This is a genomic window from Natrialba magadii ATCC 43099, assembly GCF_000025625.1.
GTDB lineage: Archaea > Halobacteriota > Halobacteria > Halobacteriales > Natrialbaceae > Natrialba > Natrialba magadii.
Map to the genome: position 1 here is coordinate 1,881,882 of NC_013922.1, position 21,259 is coordinate 1,903,140.

22 protein-coding genes are annotated in these 21,259 nt (G+C 63.9%); 10 read left to right on the forward strand and 12 right to left on the reverse strand.

Annotated features, from left to right (window positions below; translation table 11 throughout):
* Nucleotides 1–69 precede the first annotated feature (69 nt).
* Nucleotides 70–1,209: a stage II sporulation protein M gene (locus tag NMAG_RS08890; RefSeq protein ID WP_004267589.1), complete on the forward strand. Its 1,140-nt coding sequence runs from the start codon at nt 70–72 to the stop codon at nt 1,207–1,209.
* Nucleotides 1,210–1,422: 213 nt separating this feature from the next.
* Here the strand turns inward: NMAG_RS08890 and NMAG_RS08895 are convergent, their stop codons facing one another.
* Entirely contained in the window at nt 1,423–1,617 is a 195-nt protein-coding gene (locus NMAG_RS08895; RefSeq protein ID WP_004267588.1) for a cold-shock protein, read from the reverse strand.
* A 316-nt stretch (nt 1,618–1,933) separates the two neighbouring features.
* Nucleotides 1,934–4,606, reverse strand: coding sequence for a heavy metal translocating P-type ATPase (locus tag NMAG_RS08900; RefSeq protein WP_012996585.1), 2,673 nt, complete (start codon nt 4,604–4,606; stop codon nt 1,934–1,936).
* A 305-nt stretch (nt 4,607–4,911) separates the two neighbouring features.
* On the opposite strand from NMAG_RS08900, the gene hisG reads away from it, so the two are divergent.
* Nucleotides 4,912–5,766 (forward strand): ATP phosphoribosyltransferase, encoded by an 855-nt coding sequence (hisG, locus tag NMAG_RS08905; RefSeq protein WP_004267586.1) that lies wholly within the window; start codon nt 4,912–4,914, stop codon nt 5,764–5,766.
* Nucleotides 5,767–5,784: 18 nt separating this feature from the next.
* Here hisG and NMAG_RS08910 read toward each other — a convergent pair whose 3' ends face one another.
* Complete coding sequence (locus NMAG_RS08910; RefSeq protein ID WP_012996586.1) at nt 5,785–6,045, reverse strand: PRC-barrel domain-containing protein; 261 nt, start codon at nt 6,043–6,045, stop codon at nt 5,785–5,787.
* 193 nt (nt 6,046–6,238) lie between these two features.
* On the opposite strand from NMAG_RS08910, the gene NMAG_RS08915 reads away from it, so the two are divergent.
* Nucleotides 6,239–7,216 carry a M48 family metalloprotease gene (locus NMAG_RS08915; protein WP_004267584.1) on the forward strand — a complete coding sequence of 326 codons (978 nt, stop codon included), beginning with the start codon at nt 6,239–6,241 and terminating at the stop codon, nt 7,214–7,216.
* 45 nt (nt 7,217–7,261) lie between these two features.
* On the opposite strand, the gene NMAG_RS08920 is transcribed toward NMAG_RS08915, so the two are convergent.
* Nucleotides 7,262–7,456 (reverse strand): DUF7534 family protein, encoded by a 195-nt coding sequence (locus NMAG_RS08920; RefSeq protein WP_004267583.1) that lies wholly within the window; start codon nt 7,454–7,456, stop codon nt 7,262–7,264.
* A gap of 210 nt (nt 7,457–7,666) precedes the next feature.
* Here NMAG_RS08920 and NMAG_RS08925 point away from each other — a divergent pair, with 210 nt between their 5' ends.
* A complete protein-coding gene (locus tag NMAG_RS08925) occupies nt 7,667–8,098 on the forward strand; it encodes a universal stress protein (protein WP_049916315.1) in 432 nt (143 codons plus the stop codon).
* 80 nt (nt 8,099–8,178) lie between these two features.
* On the opposite strand, the gene NMAG_RS08930 is transcribed toward NMAG_RS08925, so the two are convergent.
* Complete coding sequence (locus tag NMAG_RS08930) at nt 8,179–9,288, reverse strand: potassium channel family protein (protein ID WP_004267581.1); 1,110 nt, start codon at nt 9,286–9,288, stop codon at nt 8,179–8,181.
* A 303-nt stretch (nt 9,289–9,591) separates the two neighbouring features.
* Complete coding sequence (locus NMAG_RS08935; RefSeq protein ID WP_004267580.1) at nt 9,592–10,152, reverse strand: TATA-box-binding protein; 561 nt, start codon at nt 10,150–10,152, stop codon at nt 9,592–9,594.
* A gap of 167 nt (nt 10,153–10,319) precedes the next feature.
* Here NMAG_RS08935 and NMAG_RS08940 point away from each other — a divergent pair, with 167 nt between their 5' ends.
* Nucleotides 10,320–11,417 (forward strand): RNA methyltransferase, encoded by a 1,098-nt coding sequence (locus NMAG_RS08940; RefSeq protein ID WP_004267579.1) that lies wholly within the window; start codon nt 10,320–10,322, stop codon nt 11,415–11,417.
* A gap of 73 nt (nt 11,418–11,490) precedes the next feature.
* Here NMAG_RS08940 and NMAG_RS08945 read toward each other — a convergent pair whose 3' ends face one another.
* Complete coding sequence (locus NMAG_RS08945) at nt 11,491–11,850, reverse strand: hypothetical protein (protein ID WP_004267578.1); 360 nt, start codon at nt 11,848–11,850, stop codon at nt 11,491–11,493.
* Between the two features lie 104 nt (nt 11,851–11,954).
* Complete coding sequence (locus tag NMAG_RS08950; RefSeq protein WP_004267577.1) at nt 11,955–12,392, reverse strand: acyl-CoA thioesterase; 438 nt, start codon at nt 12,390–12,392, stop codon at nt 11,955–11,957.
* Nucleotides 12,393–12,482: 90 nt separating this feature from the next.
* Here NMAG_RS08950 and NMAG_RS08955 point away from each other — a divergent pair, with 90 nt between their 5' ends.
* Nucleotides 12,483–13,052 (forward strand): hypothetical protein, encoded by a 570-nt coding sequence (locus NMAG_RS08955; protein WP_004267576.1) that lies wholly within the window; start codon nt 12,483–12,485, stop codon nt 13,050–13,052.
* 90 nt (nt 13,053–13,142) lie between these two features.
* On the opposite strand, the gene NMAG_RS08960 is transcribed toward NMAG_RS08955, so the two are convergent.
* Nucleotides 13,143–14,147: an AAA family ATPase gene (locus NMAG_RS08960; RefSeq protein ID WP_004267575.1), complete on the reverse strand. Its 1,005-nt coding sequence runs from the start codon at nt 14,145–14,147 to the stop codon at nt 13,143–13,145.
* Between the two features lie 106 nt (nt 14,148–14,253).
* Nucleotides 14,254–15,432 (reverse strand): DUF7282 domain-containing protein, encoded by a 1,179-nt coding sequence (locus NMAG_RS08965; protein WP_004267574.1) that lies wholly within the window; start codon nt 15,430–15,432, stop codon nt 14,254–14,256.
* 180 nt (nt 15,433–15,612) lie between these two features.
* Here NMAG_RS08965 and rnz point away from each other — a divergent pair, with 180 nt between their 5' ends.
* Nucleotides 15,613–16,542: a ribonuclease Z gene (rnz, locus tag NMAG_RS08970; RefSeq protein ID WP_004267573.1), complete on the forward strand. Its 930-nt coding sequence runs from the start codon at nt 15,613–15,615 to the stop codon at nt 16,540–16,542.
* Nucleotides 16,543–16,630: 88 nt separating this feature from the next.
* A complete protein-coding gene (locus tag NMAG_RS08975) occupies nt 16,631–18,604 on the forward strand; it encodes a DUF460 domain-containing protein (protein ID WP_004267572.1) in 1,974 nt (657 codons plus the stop codon).
* Between the two features lie 30 nt (nt 18,605–18,634).
* Here the strand turns inward: NMAG_RS08975 and NMAG_RS08980 are convergent, their stop codons facing one another.
* Nucleotides 18,635–18,814 (reverse strand): DUF7470 family protein, encoded by a 180-nt coding sequence (locus NMAG_RS08980; RefSeq protein WP_004267571.1) that lies wholly within the window; start codon nt 18,812–18,814, stop codon nt 18,635–18,637.
* A gap of 125 nt (nt 18,815–18,939) precedes the next feature.
* Here NMAG_RS08980 and eif1A point away from each other — a divergent pair, with 125 nt between their 5' ends.
* Nucleotides 18,940–19,230 (forward strand): translation initiation factor eIF-1A, encoded by a 291-nt coding sequence (eif1A, locus tag NMAG_RS08985; RefSeq protein ID WP_004267570.1) that lies wholly within the window; start codon nt 18,940–18,942, stop codon nt 19,228–19,230.
* Between the two features lie 145 nt (nt 19,231–19,375).
* Nucleotides 19,376–20,800 (forward strand): S8 family peptidase, encoded by a 1,425-nt coding sequence (locus NMAG_RS08990; RefSeq protein WP_012996588.1) that lies wholly within the window; start codon nt 19,376–19,378, stop codon nt 20,798–20,800.
* Nucleotides 20,801–20,944: 144 nt separating this feature from the next.
* Here the strand turns inward: NMAG_RS08990 and NMAG_RS08995 are convergent, their stop codons facing one another.
* Nucleotides 20,945–21,226 (reverse strand): hypothetical protein, encoded by a 282-nt coding sequence (locus tag NMAG_RS08995; RefSeq protein ID WP_004267568.1) that lies wholly within the window; start codon nt 21,224–21,226, stop codon nt 20,945–20,947.
* Nucleotides 21,227–21,259 lie beyond the last annotated feature (33 nt).

Sequence of the window (21,259 nt, forward strand, 5' to 3'; positions counted from 1 at the left end):
CCCCTGTCGAACTCGCAGCGAGAGTTGAAGAGGCGGCGGATTTATCCGGACTTTCGTGGAACCACGCCTATGAACGGTGCCGACGAGGGCGGCACGGGTGACGAGTCTCTGACGGACGAACAGTCGTACGCTCGAGATGAAGAGCCGCCACACAGGCGCGAGCTCGAGCAAGAGCGCGAACGTGAGCACGATAGTGAGGGTGAGGGCGAGGGCGAGGGCGAGGGCGAGGGCAAGGGTGAAAACGAACGGATCACCGTCAGTCCGTCACTGACAGGCGCTGATTCTGCGGGCAACTCGAGTCGGCGCGCAGACGAGACACGTGCGACCACTCCAACCGCACCCGGTGGTCCACCCGGACGGGACCCAGGGAGAGACGGCCCCACGCCAGGTGCGAACGCACACCGAAACTGGTTCGGACTGCTGGTCGGCCTCGCGGTCGCTGCCTTTCTGACGGCTGCGATCACGGTCCTCACACAGGACGCCATCGAACCGGTGCTCGGCGTCACGGCCCTCGGCGTCGGCTTCGCCGCGGCGGCAGGCATCGCCCGAACCAGCGCCCCGTGGCTCTTCGAGGCGCTGAGTGCCGCGTGGGTCGAACACCGTCGCTCGGTCTGGGTCGCCACCGGCATGTTCGCAGTCGGAACCGCCATCGGCATCGCCCTCCTGTTCGCCGGCGTCAATCTGCTCGAAATCGTCGCCGAACTCCTCGAAGAGGAACTGCTACCCGAACTCGAGGACGAGCAGGCGAACGGGGAACTCGAGTTCACCGCAACGTTCTTTATCCAGAACAACTCGATGCCGTTCCTCATGGCGATCGGCGGCGCGCTCACGCTCGGCCTGCTCACGGCCTTCATCATGGTGTTCAACGGGATTATCGTGGGTAACGTGAGCGCTGCTGCCGCGGACATCGCCGGACTGGACTTCATCATCGCCGCGCTCGTCCCACACGGGATCTTCGAACTGCCGGCGCTGTTTCTGGCCGCCGGCGTCGGCTTTCGGCTGCTCTCGCGGTTCGGCCAGCGCGTGCTTGGCTCGCGGGATGCGTTTTTCACCCGGCCGTATCTGGTCCGGACTGCGGTGTTCGTCCTCTTTGCCTGGCTGTTGCTCGTCCTCGCCGCGTTCGTCGAGGCCTACGTGACGCCGGAGCTACTCGAGGTGCTCTTTGCGGAGTTACTCGAGGGGCCGGAAGATGCGCCGGTGACGCCCTGACCTGAAGCGGCCAGGCAACTTCAGCAGTGTAACTTTGTTGGAATGAGAGAGATATGACCGAACGTGCGTGGTGAATAACGAGATTCTGTTTGATCTACGAAAGTGGTACCCACTCAGTACAGGTAACGGAGATTTCGCTACGGGAACTGAGTCGTCTGTGGGTAGAAATGAAAACCGTCGTTCATTGTCGCCGTGGCGACTATGAAGTCGGAATTAGTTGCGGACGACGTTCGTCGCGCGCGGACCCTTGGGGGCCTGTTCGATGTCGAATTCAATATCCTGTCCTTCTTCGAGGTCCGGGCCGCCGACGTCTTCCATGTGGAAGAATACGTCATCGTCCGCGTCGTCCGTCGAAATGAAACCGTAGCCGCCTGTGTCGTTGAAGAAATCAACGTTACCGTTTGCCATTACAACAAAATAGAGTGTGAGTAGACGGTTAAATATTCCGCATTCGTCCTCAAAATTCAGTTTTTGCTTGCCCGATATCCAAAATAACTTCATTTGACTCCATATTCAACCACCATCTGGCAATAGTGATAGGATTGTGTCCGATCCAGCACAATACTAGAGGAGTTTCGATGTATCTACAGTTCCAACAAGATGTCATGGGCCGTAGTATCACACCACGGGGTTCGAAACAAGCGAAACCGTCGTGCTGAACGCATCCTCTGGATTCGGCACGGTTCCTGATTTGCATCACCTATCAAGGGGTACAAGCGAGGCGTCAGTTTCGACCGAGAAGTGCGTCGAACGGCTTCAATACCGCGAGCCGGTAATCCTCGTGCGGATCGTAGGTCGCAAACGAGAGGCTGTTGGCCATCACGCTCACGCTCGAGGTCGCCATCGCGAGCCCGGCCAACGCGGGGTTCAACATGCCGAGTGCGGCGATTGGGATGAGCGTCGTGTTGTAGATGAACGCCCAGAAGAGGTTCTGGCGAACCTTCGAAATCGTCGCCTCGGAGATGCGAACGGCCTTGAGCACGTCTGCAGGATCATCTCGCATCAGTGTCACGTCGGCCGATTCGATGGCCACGTCGGTCCCCGACCCGATGGCAACGCCGACCTGTGCGGTCGTCAGTGCGGGTGCGTCGTTGACGCCGTCACCGACCATCATCACGCGGTTGCCCTCGTCCTGCAGCGCCTCGACGTGATCCGCCTTGTCCTCCGGGAGGACCTCCGCACGGACGTTCTCGGACGGGATCCCGACCTGTTCGGCGACGGCCTGCGCCGTGCGCTCGTTGTCGCCGGTGAGCATCACCGTCTCCGTTCCGCGGTCGTGCAGCGCCGCAACGGTCTCTTTTGCGCTCTCACGAACCTCATCCGCGACCGCGAGCACACCGCGAAGTTGCCCGTCGACTGCGACCGCCATCGCTGTCTTCCCTTCGCGCTCAAGTTCGGTCAGCGTTGCCTCGGCTGGCTGGGTGTCGATCCCCTCGTCTTCGAGGAGCTTCCGGCGACCGATCAGGACACGCCCGCGGTCCGTCTCCGCGCTGACGCCGTGGCCGGGAACGTTCTCGAACTCGCTGACCTCACCGAGCGCGATGTCACGCTCGTCAGCGCCGTCGACGACGGCGCGAGCAATCGGGTGTTCGGAGCCGGATTCGGCGGTCGCCGCCGCGCCGAGGAGGAACGCTTCAGGTGAGTCGTCGGCGTCGGTCTCCGCCTGCTCCGCGAGCGTGCCCCCGTCGGGTGCGGGTTCGCCGCCATCGGTCACCGTCGACTCGTCAGCGTCGATGATCTCGATGTCCGTCAGCGTCATCTCGCCGTGGGTCAGCGTCCCCGTCTTGTCGAAAACGATCGTGTCGATGCCCCGAACCTGCTCCAGCACGTCACCGCCCTTGAACAGGACGCCGTTCGTCGCAGACAGCGTCGAGCCAACCATCGTCGCCGCCGGCGTCGCCAGCCCAAGCGCACAGGGACAGGCGATCAACAGCGACGAGGCGAGCACGATCACGGAGAACTCGAGTACCGGCACGCCAGCGCCCCCGGCCGCGGCCGCGGCGACCTCGGGGCCGCCCTGAACGAGCCCCAGCAGTGGGATTGCGTCGACGAACGCCGCGAGGGGTCCCGGGAACGCGGCCCAGAGCAGCGCCCAGACGACGGCGTTGACGATCACCGCGGGGACGAAGTAGGCACTCACTTTGTCGACCAGCCGCTGGATCTCGGGCTGGCGCGACTGGGCTTCCTTCACCCGGTCGACGAGTTGCTGAATCGCCGTCTCGGAGCCGACCTTCGTCGCCTCCACGAGGAGCACACCGTTCTCGTTGATCGTTGAGCCGACGACCTCGTCGCCGACTTCCTTCTCGACTGGGACCGACTCACCCGTCAGCATGGACTCATCGACTGCACTCTGGCCGTCGACGACCTCGCCGTCGGTTGGAATCCGCTCGCCCGGTCGGACCTTCATCACGTCGCCAACGGCGACGGTCTCGAGTGGGACCTGTTTCTCCTCACCGTCTTCGACGATGGTGGCCTCGTCCGCCTCCATCTCCAGCAACTCTCGCAGCGCGTTGCCCGCGCGGGCCTTCGAGCGTACCTCGAGCCAGTTGCCGAGCGTGATGAACCAGAGAATAAACGCGACGGCCTCGAAGTACAGCCCTGCGCCGGCGATGAGCCCAAAGAGAAACGCCGTACTGTAGATGTAGCCCGCGGACGTGCCGAGTGCAACCAGCGTGTCCATGTTCGCCCGTCGGTTGTGGGAAAACGCCCGCCACGCGCCGGCGATGAACTCCTTCCCCAGCGTCGCCATCAGCGCCGTCGCGAGCACGAACTCGAGTAGCCCCATGATCGGAACCGTCGCAATCGCGAGGTCGACGGTCCCGAGGTGGGGTAACGTCACGAGGTCGAACATCGCGAGCATGATCGGCACGAACGGCAGTGTCAGGATGCCGCCGCCGATCACCAGTCGGCGCTGGCGGCGGAGTTCTTTCTCGACGGCGCGCTCGCGCTGGCTCGCGCCCTGGGTCTCCTCGACCTCGTCGCGAACGGGTTCGTAGCCGGCGTCCTCGATCGTATCGTGGATGTCAGCCAGCGAGATGTCGTTCGGGTTGTATTCGACGCGCGCCTCGTCCGAGGCGAAGTTCACGTCGGCTCGAATCACGCCGGGGAGGCCCTCGACGGCGTCACTCACCGCGCCTGAGCAGGTCGAACAGGACATTCCCATCACGGTGAGCGTCTCGGTAATCGAGGCGGCCTCGTAGCCGGCGTCCTCGATGGCGTCGTAGATTTCGGCCAGCGAGGTCTCGGCCGGGTCGTACTCGACGGTTCCCTCGTCCGTCGCGTAGTTGGCGTTGCCCGCCTCGACACCGTCGAGGGCGGCGACCGCGTCCTCGACGGCTCCCGAGCACGTCGAACAGGACATGCCCGTGATCTCGAGATGGGTCCGTCTGGTAGTCATGGCTAGTCGTACGGGCTACACCTTCAAGCGGATTGTGCCTTTGGAAGGTCGACTCGTTCAACCGTGAGCTTTCGAAAGTAAATCGAGGTGCGTCTCAGGGGTAGGATACATAAGTGACGTGGCCCCCAGCGGATGTGCGAGACCGACATGGACTCGAGTTCTCGACTGCGTCGTCCGTCGAAACCCACACCCGGGACACTGGCAGTGGGCACTCGCGACTCGATGTATCTCTCCCGGGAAGCGAGCACGACAGTAGCTGACGGAGATGAAAAGACAATTGCCCGCTGGGGCCGAACACGCTGTAAATGCGAATCGCCGTTCCCAACAAGGGCCGCCTGCACGAGCCGACGATCGACCTTCTCGAGCGGGCCGGCCTCCATCTCGAGAACGGTGCCGATCGGCAACTCTACGCCGACACCGTCGACCCCGACGTCTCGGTGCTGTTCGCCCGCGCCGCCGACATCCCGGAATACATCGCCGACGGTGCGGCCGACATGGGCATCACCGGCTACGATCAGGTCCAGGAAGCACAGGTCGAAGACGTCGCAGAACTGCTCGATCTCGAGTTCGGGACCTGCCGACTCGTCCTCGCCGCACCGGAAGACGGCGAAATCGAGACCGTCGACGACCTCGCCGGCAAGACCGTCGCGACCGAGTTCCCGAACGTCACCCGCGAATTCTTCGCCGAGCGCGGCCTCGAACCGACCGTCGTCGAAGTTTCCGGCGCGACAGAACTAACCCCCCACGTCGAAATTTCGGACGCCATCGTCGACATCACGAGCACCGGCACGACGCTGAAGATGAATCGACTGGCCGTCGTCGAGGAGGTGCTCTCGAGTTCCGTTCGACTGTTCGCCCGAGAAGACGTGCGCGAGGAATCGAAAGTCGAGGAGGTTCGAACTGCACTGGCATCGGTGAAGCAGGCTGAGGGCAAGCGCTACCTGATGATGAACGTGCCCGAGGAGCGCCTCGACGACGTTCGCGACGTGATTCCGGGGATGGGCGGCCCGACAGTGATGGACATCGCGAACGGCGGCGGCGAGAAGGTCGCGGTTCACGCGGTGGTCAACGAAGGAGATGTGTTCGAGACGATTACGGACGTCAAGCAGGCTGGCGCGAGCGATATTCTGGTAACCGAGATCGAACGGTTAGTGGAGTGAGCCGCCGGCGAATGGCTCTCAATCGGCGTCTGACTCTGACAGCGACACAACCAGCTGGTCGTCGACCCCGACAATTGCGCCCGCAGCGATTCGAAGCTCGCCGTCCGGCGTCCGCGGGATCTGTCTGAGTTCGACGTCTGACCGGTCCGTGTCGACGAGAACCGACTCTAGCCGGCCAGTCTGTGGATTCATCGTCAGATTGCGGACAGTGCCGAGCTGTCGGCCGTCCACACTACACACCGGCTTTTCCGTCAGGGCACTCGCGAGAATCGGGGACATACCACCAGTTTCGTTGTTCACATAAATAAAAACACGTGTCTGTGGTGTCACGTCATCGGTCGTCATCGACATCGAACAGCGGAGTACGGCTCGGGACACCACCGAACACCACCGTTCACGGATCTCAACACTTTTGGACCGCGCATCGGAAGAGAGCCATGTGTCCTCCGCTCACGCCACCCTGAAGGTTCGGATGGTCGCAGCGGTCGTCGGCCTGGTACTCGTCACGGCAGCGTTCCTCGCCGGCGTCTGGGCCGTCTTCTACGGCATCTTCACCTTCCTCGACATCGTGTTCGCCGCGCAGTACGCCGCCGGCATCACCAGCATCACACTGCTGGCGATCGGCTATCTCGAGTACACCCAACTCGAGACGATCGAGCAGCTCGCGGACGCCCACCCGGTCGACGAGGAGGCGGCTCCGGAGTTGTATCAGACGACGACACGGGTTGCGGCCCAGTTGGACGTACCAGTACCGACGATCGCCGTCTCGGACCGCGACGCACCGGAGGCGCTGGTCGTTGGCTTCCGACCGGAGAACATGCACCTCGTGCTCTCACTTGGGACGATCGAGTCGGTCGGCGGTGCGAACAGCGACGAACTCGAGGCCGTGATCGCCCACGAACTCGCTCACGTTGCAAACCGGGACGCGATGGTCATGACGGTCGTCTCCCTCCCCGTCGTGCTCGCCGACGGCCTGAGCTCACGGATCGCCGAGATCGAGGATCCCGGCTGGCTCGCGGTTTTTACGGTGCCGCTCGGGTTTCTCTCGGCGGGCGTGTTAGTCGTCGGACGGACGATCACGAGTCATCTCTCCCGTGCCCGAGAGCGAGCAGCGGATCGGGCGGCTGCAGAGGTGACCGGATCGCCCGCCGCGCTCGCGAACGCCCTCCGGCGACTCGATCAAGAGGTTGCGGAGACGCCGACGACGGATCTCCGTGACGTGTCGGGCGTCTCGTCGCTGTCGATCGTCCCGCTGGAGCCGGCGGAACTCGAGAAGGTCATGCTCGGTCCAGAGGGCGACCGGGAGCCGGCCTACTGGGAACTCACGAAGCGACTCCACCGACTCGAGCGCCGGTTGTTTGGAACGCATCCGCCGACCGAGTCACGACTCGAAGCGCTCGCGGATCAGGAGCGGGAGCACGAACGCGAACGAGCACAAAGACTGCTGTAAGAGGGCGAGTAAGTGGCGAACGAACCGATCCGAAGTCAGCAAGAGCTACGACTCGTTTCGGATGGACTCGAGTACCCCGCCGTAGGTGAGGGCAACCGAGAGAACGACGGCGACAACCAACAGCGGTGCGGCGTAGCGGACGAGTGTGAACGGATCGGCTGGAGATGCAACGCTCGCGATGACGAGTGCGAGCGTACACAGGAGGGCGAGTGTTCGTGCGAACTGGTCGTGGGAGGCCATCGTCGGTCTGTAGATGGATTTCCTGAGCGGACAGATAGCAGTTTCTACTGTGGGAAGACAGGGGCCTCGGGGCTTGACCCCGAGGCGGTTCACGTGGGCGAACGAGACGGTGGACACTACCAGCCTGAACAGGACAGCGACATCCACTCAGGCTGAACAGAACACGCACCGCAGCGACACCACTATCACTGCTGGAGGCTAACAATGAACATGCCAGAACACGTACTCGTGCCGATCGATCGGTCGGAACAATCACGGACGGCGCTGGCGTTCGCCCTCGACGAATACCCGGACGCGACGATTACGTTGCTACACATCATCGACGTGGGAAACCTCGCGAAGTATGGTGACGAAGGCTACTTTTTCAGCGACGATTTCGTCGATCAGTTGCGCCAGCGCGGTCACGAACTGTTAGAAGAGAACCAGACGCGAGCGATGGAACGGGTCGACGGTGTCGAAATTGAGACCGAACTCAGAACGGGTTCGCCAGCGCGGACGATCACAGGGTACGTCGACTCGCACGACGTGGACCACGTCATCATGGGAAGCCACGGTCGCCACGGCGTGAGCCGGGTGTTGATCGGCAGCGTCGCCGAAACGGTGACGCGCCGGTCGCCGGTTCCGGTAACGATCGTCAGGTAAATCCTCGCTGTCGGTAACGTCGTCAGTGAACTCTCAATCCAGGTAACGGGCTGCAAATGAATCGTCGAGCGACAGTCACGTCAGTCATCCACCGGCGGCCACTCCCACGCGTCAGCCCGGACGACACCGAGAAGCTTCCGTCGGCGCTCGGCATGCTCCTCGAGTGCCGCCTCGAACTCCTCGTCTGCAACAGTCGGGATGTCGTCCTCGCGCAGGCGGTCGAGTTCCGGCGCGGGCGGGGCCTGCGCTGCCGGCTCGATGAAGGCTGCCTCTAACGTCTCGAGATAGCCGTCGACGCTCGAGCGCGCGTCCGCAACCAGCGTCGGGTTCGGCTGTTGATCGTCCGGAATCCCGTGCCGAGCGATGGTGAGCGACTCGTCCAGAATCGGAACGGCGACCGCGGAGGCCTGGGCCGACTGCTCACTGTGGTAGTAGTGCAAGATCGGATAGGATTTGTGTTGCTCCGCGAGGAGACTGAGCTGTGTGGCGAGGGACTCGAGTGGAAGGTCCAGTCCGGCGAACGGGTCCGCAGCGTTGGGGTGAGGATGGGCGTCCGTATTGGTGCCGCCGTCAGTGACCGCCCCGGGCGGACCACTGGGGCCAGTCGAGCCGCCACGGCCGCTGCCGTCGGGCGAGTTGCCGGTCCACCCCGTCCGGACGAACGACTCACTTCGGTCGCCGAGACCCGTCACATCGCTCGCGAACGAGCGCTTTTCGGAGACTGCGCCGAGCACCGAGAGCACGTAGGAGACCGCGAGCGTGACGAACGCCATCCCCGTCGCCGTCGTCGCAGCGCTGACGAGCTCCCAGGTCGCGCTGGTTGGCGCGTAGTCGCCGTTGCCGCTAGTGAACATGGTGTAGGCGACGTAGTAGAGCCGCCCCGGCCAGGTCGCCGGGTCGCCGGTGTGGGTGTTGACCAGCGCAGTCGACCCGCCGGCGAAGAGGAACGCCCAGCCGAGCCAGAGCAACCCGATCCACATGACGAGCGTGCACGCGAGAATCAGCGGGCCGGCAACGCTGAGCGCCCGGGAGCGTTCCCGTGCGACGAATCGAAGTCCGCGCCAGACACCCGTCGTCAGGCGTCCCGACAGCGGACCGGAGCCGCCATCGACCCAGAGCGTCGTCCAGAAGAGGTCGACGATGACGGCGATCAACAACACGATTCCGACGACGAGAAACAGCGGTTGCATGGTTTGACCAGTCCCTACGACGCCCCGCGGTGTCAACGATGGCCCGGCGACAGACGACCCGGTTTTGTATGCCCGTCGCTCAAAACAGAGACACGACGTGCCGTTTACGAAAGACGAGACGCACCCGAGAAGCAGAGAGATGTGTCTCTGGGAAACCGGACGGTCGGAGAACCGAAAGCAGAGAACGCAAACCGCAAAACCCAAACCGAAAACCGAAAACCGCAGGCGCAAACGGCAGACACCGAGAGCAGAGAGTGTGAGAGTGAAAGTCAGCGAACGCGAACCGAAATCGATTCCAGCCCGTTACTCGAGGAGACCGAGATCTTCGAGTCGGGAAACGATCTTGTCGACGGCATGTTCGGCGTCTTCGGGCTTCTTGCCGCCGGTAATAACGAGCTTCCCCGAACCGAACAGCAGTGCGACGACTTCTGGGTCGTCGAGGCGGTAGACGAGGCCAGGGAACTGCTCTGGCTCGTACTCGATGTTCTCCAGTCCCAGCCCGATCGCGATAGCGTTCAGGTTGAGGTTGCGGCCGAGGTCGGCCGAGGTGACGATGTTCTGGACGACGATTTCCGGGTCTTCGTTGACCTGGATCTGGAGTTCACGGAGCTTATCGAAGACGATACGGAGGCTCTCGTGGACGTCGTCAGTGCTCTTTGCGCCAGTGCAGACGATCTTCCCCGAACGGAAGATGAGTGCTGCGGACTTGGGATTCTGGGTGCGGTAGACGAGACCGGGGAACTGCTCGGGGTCGTAGTCGGCCCCCTCGAGGTCCATTGCGACGCTCTGGAGGTCGAGTTCCTGTCCAATGCCGGTCGACGCCACCACGTTTTCGATGTTGATGGTGTCCTTCGGATCCGTCATAAGTCGCTTAAAAAGACGTATTTAAGGTTTATAAAGGTTGGTACCGACACCTGATATGTCCGGTTTATTCAGTCGGGAAGCCCTGAGGCGGCCGATTTGCGGGCGGAGCGGCCGACGGCGTCGGCGAAAACGGTAGGCTCATACCGTCCCCGCGGTGACGAACGACCATGTATTTCCTCGAGCTCGGCGGCGAGGACGACGCGTTTGCGGCCCGCGAAGCGGCGAGTGCCGCGAGCGACGTCCGCCGAATCGCACCCGGGCTCGCTACCGCGCGCGGTATCGAACCATCGCGCGTCCGTGGACTGGCCTACACCCACCGCGCGAGCGAGCTGCTCGGACGAACTGACGCGGATCTCGCGAGCGCGCAGGCACTTCTGGAGGCAGCGGAACCTGGACTCGAGTACGACTCGGCCGAGGCAGAAACGACAGTCGCGGTTCGCGCGACGGACGTTCACGGCGCGACCGGAGTCGACACCGCACAGGCCGAGCGCGAACTCGGGCAGGTGTTGGTCGACCGCGGCTTCGGTGTGGACCTCGACGACCCGGATCGGGTGTTGCGGGCGGTGTTTTCGGCTGGCGGCAGTGGAAACGATGACAACGGCGACAGCGACAATGACGGTGACAGCGACAGTGACGCCGACAGCGACGGCGACACTGTCTGCGCCCTCGGCTGGCTCGTCGCCGAAAGCGTTCGGGACTTCGGCACCCGCGCACCGACTGACAAACCCTTCTTCCAGCCCGGCAGCATGGACCCGCTGCTCGCCCGCGCGGTCGCGAACATCGCCGGCGCACGACCCGGGCGCACCCTTCTCGACCCAATGTGTGGCACCGGCGGCGTCCTCGTCGAGGCCGGCCTCGTCGGCGCGGACGTAATCGGCACCGACGCGCAGGCGAAGATGGCCGGAGGAGCTCAGAAGAACCTGAGCCATTTCCTGGATCGAGACGAGCCGTCCCCAACTGGCGTCGAACGCGGTTCCTGGCACGTCGGCCGCGGCGACGGCACCCGCCTCCCGCTCGCCGACAACGCCGTCGACGGCGTCGTCTTCGACGCACCCTACGGTCGCCAGTCGAAGGTCGACACCCACCGGCTCGAGGACCTCGTCGCCGGCGCGCTCTCGGAAGCCCGCCGCGTCGCCACCCGCGCCGTCGTCGTCGCCGACCGCTCGTGGGAACACGAGGCGCGCCAGGCTGGGTGGGAACTCGAGTCCGTCTTCGAGCGACGGGTGCATCGCTCGCTGACGCGGTACGTGCTTGTACTCGAATAAGAGCGGCAGCAACGGTGACGTGTCGGTGCGATCACGAAGTCAGTAGAGGCCGGAGTCACGGACTAGGCCGACGTTACGAGCGCCACCGATCCGCCGTAGCAGCGACGAGACCGGCGGCAACCGCGCCGAGCCAGGCGCTGAGCGCAACCACGATATCGGTGCCGTCCTGAGAGATGTCGAACACACCCCAGAGGACGAACGCCGCGAGCCAGGTCGTCAGTCCGAACCGCCAGACGTGGGCGTACTCGAGACGGTCCGATCGGAGCACCACCAGTCCGACGAGGGTTCCGGGGACGAGTGCGAGGAGACTCAGTCGGACGGGCAAGAGCACGGCGTCGACGAAGATGCCGAGCAACGCGGCGGTCGGAATCGCGAGCAAGATTGCACAGCCGACGACGACGCCGAGTTCCTCGAGACGGTCCGCGAGTGCCATATCGGCCGCTCGAACGGGGCGGAAAAGAGAATACCGGTTCGAGTGCGTGTGCGTGTCGATGCCGGAACCGGCCTTGATCCACTCAGACGGGTCGGTGTAGCGTCTCAGTAGTCCGCCGCAAGCGCACGCTCTCGAAGCTGTTCCCCCTCCTCCGTTTCGGCGGACAATTCGGGCACTGGAACCGGCGTATTGTCCTCGTCGATCGCGACGAACGTGAACGAGGACGCGGTCGTCCGCTCGGTCTCGCCGCTGCGGGGTTCCTCGCGCCAGGCTCGGAGCGCGACGTGGACGCTCGTCCGGCCCGAATCGTAGACGTAGGCCTCGACGAGTGCGGTGTCACCGATCCGGATCGGGCGCTCGAAGTCGAGTTCGTTCACTCGTGCGGTGACGCAGGTCTCGCCGGCAAAGCGCATCGCCGACATCGCGCCGACCTCGTCGAGCCACTTCATCAGGGTGCCGCCGTGGAGTGTGGCGTTGTTGTTCGCGTGATTCGGCTGGACGCGAAAGCGGTTCTGAATCCGAGTGTCGAGGACGGTTGGCATGTGACAGTGGTTATGTGGATGGGACGATAAATCCGCCCGCTGGTGCAGACGTTTCGACGATTTTTCGGCGGTGGTACGAAAGGGGCGCGTATGGGTCGCGAACCGACAGTACCCGAGTGGCCGCGCTGGTTTCGGGTCCTGTGTTATGGCCTCCTCGCTGTGATTATCCTCGGACTGAGCTATCGCGCGCTCGCGGATGCAGCGACGACGCACGAAGCACTGCAGGGACTCGGCGGGGTCGCCATCCTCTGTCTCCTGCTTTCCTACCAGTATCTCTCCAAGACGCGCTGGCGCGACCGAACCGCGCTGTCAGGGCTTGCGCTACTCGCTTGCCTGGCAGTTGTTGTGGGAATACTGGCCCTGCTCGTCCCCGAACGTGAGTGGCTGGACCGCGAGTTCGCCATCCTCCTCGGCCTCGGCACGCTGTTCGCGCTCACGCTGATTCTCTCGCGGTACGTCAGCCTCTCGGGGCGTCCCTTCGGCATCCTGGTGTCAGCCGCGGGACTCGGAATCGTCGGACTGGGGGTACTCGAGTTCGACTCCAGCACGCTGGGCGGATACGAGACGATCGGGACCGGCGCGGTCTGTCTGCTCATCGGTCTCTGTTACGTCGTCAAACCGGAGGCGATGGCGGAACTCGAGCGGCAGGCCCGAGAGTAAAACAGTGGTCATACGGACTATTGTAAGTCATTGCCGGTGCAACCGCGACCGTCCTGCGGTTGCACCGGGAAATCGTTACAAGAGACCGTATCAGGCGTCCCGACCGAGCTCCGCCAGCAGATGCGAGACGTGAATCCGATCGCTCGAGCCCTCGTGCATCTCGAACTCGATATCCGCGGCGAGTCGGTGCATTCGCGCCAGTTTTTCGCCCTGATATCGTTTTCGCGAGAGCCGTAGAATCGAATCGAGGACTTCCTCACCGTCCAGTCCCTCGTCGACGAGCAGGTCGTCTAACGTCTTTCGAGCGTCGGTGAACTCGCCGGCTTCCGCGTCGTCGAGCATCGACTCGATCTCGTCGTCCAGTCCGACCTCACCGATCGTCTCGTAGGCTGCACTCATCGTGAGTTCACCCGCGTCCTCGACCGTCGTCTGGGCTGCGAGTATCGCCTGCCGGAGGTTGCCGTTCGCGTAGCCCGCGACGAACTCGAGTCCGTCCGGTTCGTAGTCGACGTCCTCGGCCTCGACGATGCGCTCGAGGACGGCGACGGTCTCCGCGCTGCTCGGTGAGCGAAAGGAGACGGGGAAACAGCGCGAGCGGATCGGCGGGATGAGTTTCGTCGGCTGGCGGGTCGCGATAATAAACTGCGTCGTCCGGTGGTGTTGCTCCATGATCCGGCGCAGCGCCTGCTGGAAGTCCTCGCGGACGTCTTCGGCGTTGTCGAGCAGAATTGTCTTGTACTCGCCCGAAACGGAAGCGTAGCTCGCGGATTCTTTGAGGACGTGGTTGATCATGTCCCGCTTGGACATCGAGGAACGACCGACGAGGAACTGTGCGAAACGTGGGTCGTTCTTGATCTCGGTTTTCGTCCGCCCGAAGAAGTCGGCGACGTTGATCTCGATCAGGTCGTTGTCGGGGTCGGCGTGTGCCTCGCGGGCGAGTGCGCGGGCTGCTGCCGTCTTGCCGCTGCCGGGTGGCCCCTGTAAGAGGAGATTAATCGGCTCGTCGACGGCCCGCTCTAGGTACTCACGGGCGTCGTCCTGTGGCAACTCGGCCAACTCGGGGGCGTGCGTGTCGGTCCACAGCGGCGCGTCCATCGGCAGGCGATAGGGACGGGACGGGTAAGAATCGGTCGGTTGCGGTCGGTTGCACGCCGTACCGTGTGAGGACCGCACCGCGGGCGACGCGCGAAACGAGCGACGGTCACTCCGCGTTGGTCCGCACCTCGCCGACGGTGAACGTCGTCACAACCAGTTCAGGTAACGCCTCCTCGTCGACGACGATTTCGTCGGCATCCGGTTCGTACAGGGAGGCCGCCTCGCGGTCCTCCGGATCACCCTCGTAGATGACCGCCGTCAGCTCGTCGTCGTCGTCGACCGAGACGTTCTCGTCGAACGAGACGCGCACCTCCTCGTGCTCACCCGGCTCGAGTTGGTCGCTCGCGCCGAGTATCTCCCAGTCATCGGGATCGATGTCAGTCTCGTCTGTCGCGTTCTCCTCGTCCCCATTCTCGACGACCGCAACGAATCCCTCGACCGGAATCGCCACGTCCGTAATCACGCGACTCTCGCTCGCGTCAGTAACCGTAACGGCTGGCTCCGTGTGGAACTCGAGTTCGATCGTCTCGTGGATGCCATCACGGTCGGTGTAGACGCCCAGGACTCGCTCGCCGGGTGGCGTCCCACGAGTGTCGACCTCGAAGGTGACCGTCGTCGACTCGCCGCCCTCGAGGTCGAGCGTCTGCCACTCGAGTAGCTGGCCGTCGAGACGGAGTTCAACGGGCTGTTGGTCGTCCAGGTCGGTCGGGTTGCGGACCTCGGCGGTGACCTCCATGGTTTCGTTCGTCGTGGCACTGGTCGGCACGTCGAGGTCCTCGACGGTGAAGGAGTCCTCGAGTGTGTCGTCGATTTCCTCGGCGGTGACGGTGGCGGTGTCGCTGACGGGGTAGCCGGCCGAGAGGTACGGCTGGTCTTCGGTGCCGTCGGTCTCGGCGTAGGCGAAGTCGTCCTCGTCTGCGGTGTCCTGGTGGACCGTCGCGGTGAGGCGACCGAGCAATTCCTGCTCTGAGTCGTCGTCTCGGTCGATGGTGAGTTCCTCGTGGGTACCGTCAGAGAGCGGCTCCGAGACGGCGAGCGGTTCGGTCGCGTCGGCACCGTCGGTGATGACGACGTAGCCGCCGTCGGAGAGGGTGACCTCGTCGATGACGACAACAGAGCCGTTCTGCTGTTGATCCTCGAATTCGATCGTGGCCTCGGGGTCGTCGTCGATGCCGAACAGGGCAGGAGCCTGTCCGACAACGATGCCCGCCGCGAGGACGATCGCAATCGCGATCAGGATAGCGACGACACGTTTGATCGTGCCGAAAGTCGGTCTCGAACTCATTGGGGGGTGGGCTGGATGCGCAAGGTTACGGACTGGAGTGACGTAAAACGCGCCGTCCGTTTGCACGACACTCGTCAGACAAGTCATGACTGACAGCGACACAGCGAGTGGCTACTGCACCGATGGGTCGGCATTCGAAGCCGGTTTAGCCGCGGGCCGTCGAACACACTATCACTACCGATGCCACTACGCGTGACGTTCCTTGGGACGGCGGGCGCGGTTCCGACGACGAACCGGAACCCGAGCGGAATCCACGTCGCCCGCGAAGGAGAGGAACTGCTGTTCGACGCCGGCGAGGGAATCCAGCGCCAGATGATGCGCTTCGGGACCGGTTTCTCGATTTCGCACCTGTTCGTCACGCATCTCCACGGCGACCACGTTCTCGGAATTCCGGGACTGCTCCAGACGATGGACTTCAACGACCGCGAGGAGCCACTCGCCGTTCACACCCCACACGGGACGCGACGCCAGCTCAAGGGACTCGTCAATGCGCTCGGCAACCGCCCTTCGTTTCCAGTGCGAATTAACGAAGTGGGCGACGGCGACGTGGCCTACCGCGCCGACGAATACGAAATTCGAGCGTTCGGCACGGACCACGATACGAGATCTGTTGGGTACGCACTCGTCGAAGACGACCGCAAGGGCCGCTTCGACCGCGAACACGCCGAAGAACTGGGCGTCCCCGTCGGCCCGAAATTCTCGAAACTACACAACGGCGAGCCAGTCGAACTCGAGGACGGCACCGTCGTCGACCCCGAACAGGTCGTCGGCGAACCCCGGCCCGGCCGCAGCCTCGTCTATACCGGCGACACGCGGCCAACGGTGGCGACGATCGAGGCCGCGGACGAACCCGACCTCCTGATCCACGACGCGACCTTCGCCGAAGACCGCGCAGATCGAGCAGCCAAGACCGCTCACTCGACGGCCCAGCAGGCTGCTGAGATCGCGACCCGCGCCGGCGCGAAACGGCTGGCACTGATGCACATCTCCTCGCGCTACGCCGGCCACACCGGCGACCACCTCGCCGAGGCGCGCGACGTATTCGACGGCGAGGTGTTCGTCCCCGAGGACGGCGATCTGGTCGAACTCGAGTACACGGACGCGAAGTAGCGCAACGGCATTCACTGGCCAACTGACACCACCGCCACGGACTCACACCCGCGCCGGATTTATACTCGCTACGCCCCTACCCTCGTTCGTGAGTACGCGAACGAGTGCGCTCGATGCAGTCGTCTTCGGGGTCGACGTCCAGAGCGGTGACGTGCGCGGTGACGCACCGTCGTACGCGCTGGTCGAGTTCGACGGCGAGACGGTCTCGCGGGACGTCGTCTCACACCGAAAACTCAGACGGCTGATCGACGACGAGGAGCCGGCGATCGTCGCGACGGACAACATGTACGAGCTGGCCGCCGACAAAGACCAGCTCATCCACCTGCTTGGCTCGCTCCCGACAGGAACGAAACTGGTGCAGGTAACGGGTGCCGAACAGCCCGAGCCACTCTCTCGAGTCGCGAAACGCCACGGAATTCCATACGGCAAGGAACCGATGCAGGAAGCCGAGGCTGCCGCCCGCCTCGCCGCCCACAACGTCGGCCACGAGGTCTCCGCCTTTACCGACACCACGACCGTCAAGGTCTCTCGGGGCCGCTCTACCGGCAGCGGCGGCTGGAGCGAGGACCGCTACACCCGGCGCATCCACGGCTCGGTGAAGAAACGCGCTCGCGAGGTCGAGTCCGAACTCGAGGAGGAAAACCTCGAGTACGACACCGAGATCCGGGAAGCCTACGGCGGCTACGCCAACGCGGTGTTCACCGTCGAGGCGCGCCCGCAGGATATCCCCGTCTCCCGCAATCGCTCGGGTGACGTGCGCGTCGAAATCGAGCGCGAGCGACGCGACGGGATCGAGTTCCGCCCGCTCGCAAAGCGCCGAGATCACGTCGTCGTCGGGATCGACCCGGGGACGACCACTGCCGTCGCCATCGTCTCTCTCGAGGGCGACGTGCTCGACGTCTGGAGTTCACGAACCAGCGACACTGCCGACGTGATCGAGTGGATCGTCGAACGCGGCAGGCCGATCATCGTCGCCGCGGACGTGACGCCGATGCCCGAAACGGTCGAAAAGTTCCGCCGGAGCTTCGATGCGGCGGGCTGGGTTCCGGAAACGGACCTGCCGATCGACGAAAAACAACACCGGACACGCGACCACCCCTACGACGACGACCACCAGCGCGACGCAATGGCGGCCGCGCTGTACGCCGTCGACGCCCACGAGGACCAGTTCGAACGCATCGCCGCGAAACTCCCGCCGGGAATCGACCGCGGCGAGGTCACCGCCCGCGTCGTCGCCGGCGAGGAGAGCGTCGAAGCTGTCCTCAGAGATCTTACCGACGACGACGGCGACGAGGAGGAGCCGACCGAGCACGAACCGCGCGAACTCAGCGAGGAGGAACAGCGGATCAAGGATCTGGAACGACAGGTCGAACGACTCCAGTCACACGTCACAACGCTCGAGGGACGGGTCGAAGAGCGCGACGACCGCATCGACGACCTGGAACGGGAACTCGAGTCGGCCCGTCGTCAGGAGCGCAAGGAGGTGCGACAGGACCGTGAGGTGACCCGCCACCGTCGCACGGCGGAGCGACTCGAGTACGAGCGCGACGAGGCCCGCGAGCGCGTCGAGGAGTTAGAGGATAAAGTTGCGCGGATGAAGGCGCTCTGGAAGCTGGATCACTCGAACTTCAGCGACGTTTCCGCGAAGAAAGAGGGGCTGGTGCCGGTCAAGGTCGTCGAGAAGTTCACGAAGGGGGCGATCCGCGAGGCCGACGACCAGTACGGAATCGCGGAGGGGGACGTGGTCTACGTACGCGACGCGAGCGGTGCGGGGCGCTCGACGGCGGAGTTACTCGCGGGGTTCGAGCCACGAGTGATTCTGAAGGACGGCGGACTCTCGGAAGTTGCCGACGAACTGCTCTTCGAGCACGAGATTCCCGTCGGACCCGCCGGAGACGTGGCGATGCAGGAGGTGGACGAACTCGCCGTCGCACGGGAAGAGGACGTGGAGGCGGTGATCGACGACTGGCACGACCGCGCCCGGGAGCGGCGACGCGATCAGAAGGCAGCGATGGTCGATCAGCTGATCAGCGAGCATCGGGCTGGAGACAACGAGGTCTGAACAGCACTGAGACGGCACGCAGAACGAGATCTAGAACATACCGAACTGCTGGAGGACACTCGAGACGAGCGCTTTGACGACGAGGCCGAGACCGGCGAGAACGAGGGCGATACCGACGGCGACGATAGGGCTCACGTACGCGACGATACCGATACCGGCAACGAGAATCAAGATGCCGACGATTCCGAGAGGTCCGAGGTGCTTCAGCATAGTCGTGCATGCTCAGTCAACCGAAATAAACGCCGTGGTTCGCGGGCCACTCGCCGCCAGCACGGGGTGTGATCGCCCCAGGGAATCGATAAAGGGTTAAACCGTTCGAACTCGAACCGGGGTCCATGAGCGACGACGGCGAGGGTGGTCGGAAGAACCTCCGAATGCCTGAGGAGGATGAGGTCTTCGCGACCGTCACGAACATGCTCGGAGCGAATCGGGTGACAGTACGCTGTGCAGACGGGAAAGAGCGCACTGCGCGCATTCCCGGCAAGATGCAAAAGCGCATCTGGATCCGCGAAGACGACGTGGTCCTCGTCGAGCCGTGGGACTGGCAGGACGAGAAGGCAGATATCACCTGGCGCTACGAGAAGAGCGATGCAGACCAACTGCGTCGCGAAGGGCACATTCAGTAACGACGCAAAGCGACAGTTTTCTTCGGCTCGTTGGGGGTGGTGGTAGAGTTAGCGTTGGAGAGAGCGATTGCGCCGACGTGACAGGGACCTAATACGCGGGGGACACCACAGAAAGCTTATCTGGCGGGTTTACCTTTCAGTCCGCATGACTCTCACTCGTCGCCAGCTCCTGCAGGGTGCCGGCGCGGCCGTCTCCGTCAGTCTCGTCACGTCTTCGGGGACGGCAGCGGCGTCGCAGTCGTCTGCAGGGTCACCCTCTTCGGACAGCCGACGGGTGTTCGTCCACCCGCAAAACGGACTGCTCGGCGAACTACTCGACGTCGTTGACTCCGTCGGCGGCACGACGCTTCGCGAGTACGACAACTTCGAGTTCGTGCTCGCAGAGGTCCCCGCAAACCGGCTGGACGAGTTGCTCGCCGCTACCGGCGTCGCAACCGTCGAGGAGGACGACGAAACCGGGATTCCCGACGACTGGTCACCGTCGCTACTCGAGTCGTTGTTGCCGCCGGACCGATCGGACTGTGAGACCCATCCCGATCAACAGGCCTCGTGGGGACTCGAGCGCATCGGCGCGAGCGAGGTCGAACCGAACGGGTCGGGCGTCGATATCGGGATTCTCGATACCGGCATCCAGACCGACCACTGTAGCCTCTCGGTCGCGGGCGGGCAGAACGTCACCGGCTCGGGGCTCCCAGACGACTACGAGGACCGCCACGGCCACGGCACGCACGTCGCCGGCGTCGCCGGTGCGGTTGATAACGGCCGCGGCGTGGTGGGGACGGCACCAAACGCGAACCTCTACGCCGTGAAGGTGCTCGATGACGATGGCGACGGCCGCTACAGCGATCTGATCGCGGGCATCGACTGGTGTATGGAGAACGACGTAGAGATCATCTCGATGAGCCTCGGCGGCGAGAGCGAGAGCGAGGCGGTCGCAGAGGCGATCGAAACCGCCCACTCGGCGGGCCACCTGCTCCTGTCGGCAGCCGGCAACGAAGGCAACAACGGACGCAGCTCCTGTACCGAGGAGACGATGACCTACCCGGCAACACACGACGACGTCGTCGCCGTCACCGCGATGGACGAGGATGACACACTCGCCGCCTACAGCAGCGTCGGTGAGGGTGTCGACCTGCTCGCACCGGGCACCGACATCCGCTCGAGTACCGTCGACAATCGCTACGCCGAGGCCAGCGGAACGAGCGTCGCAGCGCCGTTCGTCGCTGGCGTTGCGGCGCTGTGCTGGGAGACGCGCGAGGAGTCGGGGACGGGGTCGGGGTCGGGGTCGGGGTCAGGGCCAGAACCGGGCACCAACGATGCAGTCCGGTCGATTCTCACCGAGACGGCGGAAACGGTGCTCGACACCTGCGCAGAAGGAGCGGGCCTCGTCGACGCCCGCGAAGCGGTGGGCGACGAGCGAGCGACGGGTGGATCCGAGCGCAGCGAGGATCAGAGTCAAATCGAGAGCGGGGCTGTCGGGACGCTCCGCGACGGCGTCTCGTCGGCGTTCGAGTGGGTCACTGACCTGGTCGGGGCAATCGTCGAACGGCTCGGACGGCTGTTCGGGTAGTTGTGCGCGAACGAGACGACACTCGCTTTTTCCTGTCGGCAGCGTTAGAACTCGCCACTCGAGTACCGAGTGTGCTGTGGGTATGGGCCTGTTGTGACTACAGGTCTACTGTCCCTGTGCGGACACCGAGACGCGAAAAATCGATTACTGGGAGTTGACGCGGATTTCGACAGTGCCGAAGCCGGGGACGTCGAGTTCGGTCATGTAGCCGCGAAGACGGCGACCGAGTGCGGGCAGGGCGCGTCGGAGCACGACGACTGCGAGCGTGACCGTGATGGCGGCGGTTGCCGCGTAGACTGGGTAGCTGGCTGCGACGAGCAGCGCGAACATACCGAACAGGAGTGTAACGCTGCCGACGAGGGAGCTTGCGACGTTCGGTGGTTGTGGTTCGGTACCGCGTGGGTGGGTGTGTGTTTGCTGTGGCATGGTGAATCAGTCGTCACCCCGAACGGGGGACGG